Source organism: uncultured Escherichia sp., from assembly GCF_948475835.1.
GTDB lineage: Bacteria > Pseudomonadota > Gammaproteobacteria > Enterobacterales > Enterobacteriaceae > ECMA0423.
Map to the genome: position 1 here is coordinate 1 of NZ_CAOLGM010000220.1, position 3,425 is coordinate 3,425.

2 protein-coding genes are annotated in these 3,425 nt (G+C 48.1%); both read left to right on the forward strand.

The genetic code is table 11. The features are described from left to right. The first annotated feature begins 358 nt into the window (after window positions 1-358). Window positions 359-1,675, forward strand: coding sequence for a shikimate transporter (gene shiA / locus QZF50_RS23070; RefSeq protein WP_000378571.1), 1,317 nt, complete (start codon window positions 359-361; stop codon window positions 1,673-1,675). Window positions 1,676-1,776: 101 nt separating this feature from the next. Continuing rightward, the gene (gene amn / locus QZF50_RS23075) at window positions 1,777-3,231 is read left to right on the forward strand and encodes an AMP nucleosidase (protein ID WP_290389020.1); all 1,455 of its coding nucleotides are present in this window, start codon (window positions 1,777-1,779) and stop codon (window positions 3,229-3,231) included. Window positions 3,232-3,425: the final 194 nt, after the last annotated feature.

The window sequence follows — 3,425 nt, forward strand, 5'->3', positions numbered from 1 at the left end:
TAGTAACTAAATGCAATACGTCTCAACAATGATGCTAAAAACATACCTAACCTCGCCTCCCTACTGGTTATAATGCAATGCAGTCTATCAGACTCATCAGGGTGCCATTTTGTGCATATGCGGACTTTTATGTTTCATATCTCTAACCTGTGGCTCCTCTGCTTAATCCTTAAACAACACCAGCAACTCCTGCGCTTTCATCTTCCATCGAATTTTTCATGTTGCCGCTAATCAGCCATAAAATCATTTGCAGATGCGCTCTGTCGAGGTAGTCTCATAAGGTTCGTTTATAGATCGACGGCAATGTGAGTTACCTTTTCCATACTAATTATAAAAAGACAGTACAAACAGGATCATTATGGACTCCACGCTCATCTCCACTCGTCCCGATGAAGGGACGCTTTCGTTAAGTCGCGCCCGACGAGCTGCGTTAGGCAGCTTCGCTGGTGCCGTCGTCGACTGGTATGATTTTTTACTCTATGGCATCACCGCCGCACTGGTGTTTAATCGCGAGTTTTTCCCGCAAGTAAGCCCGGCGATGGGAACGCTCGCCGCATTTGCCACCTTTGGCGTCGGATTCCTTTTCCGTCCGCTCGGCGGTGTCATTTTCGGTCACTTTGGCGACCGACTGGGACGTAAGCGCATGTTAATGCTGACCGTCTGGATGATGGGCATCGCGACAGCCTTGATTGGTATTCTTCCTTCATTCTCGACCATTGGGTGGTGGGCACCTATTTTGCTGGTGACACTGCGTGCCATTCAGGGATTTGCCGTCGGCGGCGAATGGGGAGGCGCGGCGTTGCTTTCCGTTGAAAGTGCACCGAAAAATAAAAAAGCCTTTTACAGTAGCGGTGTACAAGTTGGCTACGGTGTAGGTTTACTGCTTTCAACCGGACTGGTTTCATTGATCAGTATGATGACGACTGACGAACAGTTTTTAAGCTGGGGCTGGCGCATTCCTTTCCTGTTTAGCATCGTACTGGTACTGGGAGCATTGTGGGTGCGCAATGGCATGGAGGAGTCCGCGGAATTTGAACAACAGCAACATTATCAAGCTGCCGCGAAAAAACGCATCCCGGTTATCGAAGCGCTGTTACGACATCCCGGTGCTTTCCTGAAGATTATTGCGCTACGACTGTGCGAATTGCTGACGATGTACATCGTTACTGCCTTTGCACTTAATTATTCAACCCAGAATATGGGGTTACCGCGCGAACTTTTCCTCAATATTGGTTTGCTGGTAGGTGGATTAAGCTGCTTGACAATTCCCTGTTTTGCCTGGCTTGCCGATCGTTTTGGTCGCCGCAGGGTTTATATCACAGGTGCGTTAATCGGAACGTTGAGCGCATTTCCTTTCTTTATGGCGCTTGAAGCACAATCTATTTTCTGGATAGTTTTCTTCTCCATAATGCTGGCAAACATTGCGCATGACATGGTGGTGTGTGTGCAACAACCGATGTTTACCGAAATGTTTGGTGCCAGTTATCGCTATAGTGGTGCTGGAGTCGGTTATCAGGTCGCCAGTGTGGTTGGCGGTGGATTTACACCTTTTATTGCCGCTGCACTCATCACTTACTTTGCCGGGAACTGGCATAGCGTCGCCATTTATTTGCTGGCTGGATGTCTGATTTCCGCAATGACCGCTTTGTTGATGAAAGACAATCAACGCGCTTGATAGTCTGGCGAAGATCATCCGATCTTCGCCTTACACTTTTGTTTCACATTCCTGTGACATACTATCGGATGTGCGGTAATTGTATGGAACAGGAGACACACATGAATAATAAGGGCTCCGGTCTGACCCCAGCTCAGGCACTGGATAAACTCGACGCGCTGTATGAGCAATCTGTAGTCGCATTACGCAACGCCATTGGCAACTATATTACAAGTGGCGAATTACCTGATGAAAACGCCCGCAAACAAGGTCTTTTTGTCTATCCATCACTGACCGTAACCTGGGACGGTAGCACAACCAATCCCCCCAAAACGCGCGCATTTGGTCGTTTTACTCACGCAGGCAGCTACACCACCACGATTACTCGCCCTACTCTCTTTCGTTCGTATCTTAATGAACAACTTACGTTGCTGTATCAGGATTATGGTGCGCATATCTCTGTGCAACCCTCGCAGCATGAAATCCCTTATCCTTATGTCATCGATGGCTCTGAATTGACACTTGATCGCTCAATGAGCGCTGGGTTAACTCGCTACTTCCCGACAACAGAACTGGCGCAAATTGGCGATGAAACTGCAGACGGCATTTATCATCCAACTGAATTCTCCCCCCTATCGCATTTTGATGCGCGCCGCGTCGAATTTTCCCTCGCACGGTTGCGCCATTATACCGGTACGCCAGTTGAACATTTTCAGCCGTTCGTCTTGTTTACCAACTACACACGTTATGTGGATGAATTCGTTCGTTGGGGATGCAGCCAGATCCTCGATCCTGATAGTCCCTACATTGCCCTTTCTTGTGCTGGCGGGAACTGGATCACCGCCGAAACCGAAGCGCCAGAAGAAGCCATTTCCGACCTTGCATGGAAAAAACATCAGATGCCAGCATGGCATTTAATTACCGCCGATGGTCAGGGTATTACTCTGGTGAATATTGGCGTGGGACCGTCAAATGCTAAAACCATCTGCGATCATCTGGCAGTGCTACGCCCGGATGTCTGGTTGATGATTGGTCACTGTGGCGGATTACGTGAAAGTCAGGCCATTGGCGATTATGTACTTGCACACGCTTATTTACGCGATGACCACGTTCTTGATGCGGTTCTGCCGCCCGATATTCCTATTCCGAGCATTGCTGAAGTGCAACGTGCGCTTTATGACGCCACCAAGCTGGTGAGTGGCAGGCCCGGTGAGGAAGTCAAACAGCGGCTACGTACTGGTACTGTGGTAACCACAGATGACAGGAACTGGGAATTACGTTACTCAGCTTCTGCACTTCGTTTTAACTTAAGCCGGGCCGTAGCAATTGATATGGAAAGTGCAACCATTGCCGCGCAAGGATATCGTTTCCGCGTGCCATACGGGACACTACTGTGTGTTTCAGATAAACCGTTGCATGGCGAGATTAAACTTCCCGGTCAGGCTAACCGTTTTTATGAAGGCGCTATTTCCGAACACCTACAAATTGGCATTCGGGCGATCGATTTGCTGCGCGCAGAAGGCGACCGACTGCATTCACGTAAATTACGAACCTTTAATGAGCCGCCGTTCCGATAATAAGTTCTGAACCTTCTTATCAGAAATAGATGTGAAGGATTAAGTAAGACATCTGGCAAATAGCCTGCAATAAACGCGGGCTGTTTGCTTCCTTGGGCAAATGCGAGTTTCATTATCGTCTTAATGATTTCCGCATATTAAAAGCAAGTATGCTTTAAAAACATAATTATAAAAAATCCCGCCAACAACATTAG